The sequence below is a fragment of the Pseudomonas sp. Sample_9 genome (assembly GCF_004307535.1).
In the GTDB taxonomy this organism is placed as follows: Bacteria; Pseudomonadota; Gammaproteobacteria; order Pseudomonadales; family Pseudomonadaceae; genus Aquipseudomonas; species Aquipseudomonas mercuritolerans.
The window spans coordinates 1-2,394 of record NZ_RAZO01000145.1; the positions used below are offsets into that span (position 1 = coordinate 1).

Consider the following 2,394-nt stretch of genomic DNA (forward strand, 5'->3'; position numbering starts at 1 on the left):
TCCCCTGCGCTGGCGGCGGTCTGGACATTGCCCATTGTTCAACTCCCTGCGGTCTTTTTGCGTTCTCTACAAAAACTGCCGATCAACCGTTTGTTGAATCCCCCACGGTGGATCGGTGGGTGAATCATTGGGCTTGCCGCTTATCTCCGAAAGTAATCTTTAACGTTATCCATAGGCTTTTATGGAATATATAAATTGATCAATTCCGCCAAAGCCACGTGCCACGCGGGCTGCAGCGACAGGTGAGAAAGTGCATGCTTTTCAGGCATCGAAAGTATTCATGCAACGCATCAAATTCGCCTGCCCCGGTTTTGCAGGACGACTAATACCAAGTAGATAGTTGATAATGATTTTTTCTGAATAACAAAAAAACCGGAGCACTTTCGTGCGCCGGCCTTTTAATTTTTCAAGCAAGACTACTGTTTTACGAATTCCCCGCCCAAGGTCACCACATCACCATCGAAGTTTGTACGGGAGCCGGCAGCGCGCAATTTTGCGTAGTTATGATCCGGCGAAAACAGTGTCCATGTCTGATAACCGCTATTACCATTCTGAGCAAGTACTGCAATGGTGGTCGGGTTACCGGTACTGTTCTGGAAATGGTAGTTTCCATAACGGATGTCGTAATTCACGCCACCCTGACTCAACGTTCCGCTGAACGAGCCGTTGGAATCATTACCATCGGTAATCACCAGCTTGGCGCCAGAGTTTGAATTTACATAAGTGCCATTAATGCTTGACATAACGAGATTTCCTTTATCGTTGGATAAGTGTCTTCCGATGAGAGCAAGTTTCCTCCTGGAAACTCACGACAGTCAGAATGGTCGGACATTTACTTATTGTCCACGTGACTTACTAACGAATTTGCAATAAGCACTATTCATCCGCCTCATAACTTATCGCCGTTCGTTCGCGCATTAATTCCAATTCAACTAACGGCTGGTATTGGTTTGCTGCACGCCGACAACGGGTGCAATAACCGCTGTCTCGGAGCGTGGCGTGCCCGTTGGCACCCAGTCATAACTCACAGGGAGCGCCCGATACACCCAGTTGCTGATCGCATCGCTGCCCGGTGCCTTGCCGAGATACGGGCTGATGTATTCCCAGACGTTTTCACCGTTGGCCGTCACCTGGAAAAACCGTCCGTTCATGCCCTCGTCAATCAGCGTGTTGCCATTGGGCAAGCGCCGCGCACTGCTGATGAAAGAACTGTAGAACGCCCACCCAGGCTGCTTGGAACTTGCCGCACTGTACTGCCAGACGATCTGGTTTTTCTGCGGATCGATTTCCAATACCCGCGAACCGGAAATCAGCCCGAGGGTGACGTTCGGATAACCCGCCGCCCCCTGGTTGTCGAACACCAGCAAATTGCCCGCGCCAGGCAATCCAGCCGGGATGATGTGCGCATCATGCTGACCGACAAACTGATCCACCGGGCGCGGCAGTTTCTGCGCGGTTTTCGGGTTGATCAGCGGCAGGTTCGGGCCGAGGCGCCAGACCACTTTGCCGCTGCTCTTGTCGATGATCGCGATGAAGTTGGCGTTGCGTGAATCGACCAGCAGGTTGTCCGGATTGAAGCGCTTGTCACCGGCATCGAACCACTTGTTCGGCCCTACCAGGCTGAGGTTGTTGATATGCAGGTAGTCCGGATTTTCACTGGCACGCACCAGTTTCAACTGCTCGGCAGTGAAGCCGAATTCATTGAGATGTTCGGAGGCCAGCCACTGCCATTTCACCGCACCGTCGGGACTGACTTCATAGATCGCATCGTCGATCACCTCGGGCACTTTGAAGCCTTTGACCTTGTGCACCTTGTTCGCCAACACCACGGTGTTGCCGTTGCTCAAACGGCGCTGATCATGGTGCTGTTGCGCCGCGCCACCAGGTGCCTTGTCGCCCCATTGCCAGACGACTTTGCCGCTCCAGTCCAGCTCGCCGACGCTCTGATTACCCAGACCGTTGCCGGCCGAACCGAGCTTGCCGGGATTCTTTTCACTCAGTTGCAGCAGCACATGCCCACGCTCGCCGCCGACCAGTTTCGGATCGATAATCGCCGACGGGAAGCCCGCCTGCGGCCAGGTTTTCACCTCGTTGCCATTCATGTCGATCAGGTGCGTCTGTTTGTCGGCGCCGCTGAAAATCACGTACTGGTTGAACGCCTTGTTCGGGTCGTAACGAGTGACGCCCGTCGGGTAAACACTCGGTGCGGCGAGGGCGCCGGCACTGAGCACTGCGCCGGACAGCAACACCGGCAAAGCCGTTTTGATACGCAACATGATGCAGCTCCTTGAATGACGAATCAGAAGTCGTAGCGACCGGTGACGCCCAACGTGCGCGGTGTGCCGAGCAGGCCTTCATAGCCGCCGTTGCCGCCGGTCCACAGAGTCGTGTAGT

General features: G+C 54.3%; 2 protein-coding genes. Both read right to left on the reverse strand.

The window, feature by feature from the left end; all coding sequences use genetic code 11:
* Window positions 1–416: 416 nt before the first annotated feature.
* Entirely contained in the window at window positions 417–743 is a 327-nt protein-coding gene (locus D6877_RS07290) for a hypothetical protein (RefSeq protein ID WP_122605710.1), read from the reverse strand.
* Between the two features lie 189 nt (window positions 744–932).
* Complete coding sequence (locus D6877_RS07295) at window positions 933–2,276, reverse strand: aryl-sulfate sulfotransferase (RefSeq protein WP_130910340.1); 1,344 nt, start codon at window positions 2,274–2,276, stop codon at window positions 933–935.
* Window positions 2,277–2,394: the final 118 nt, after the last annotated feature.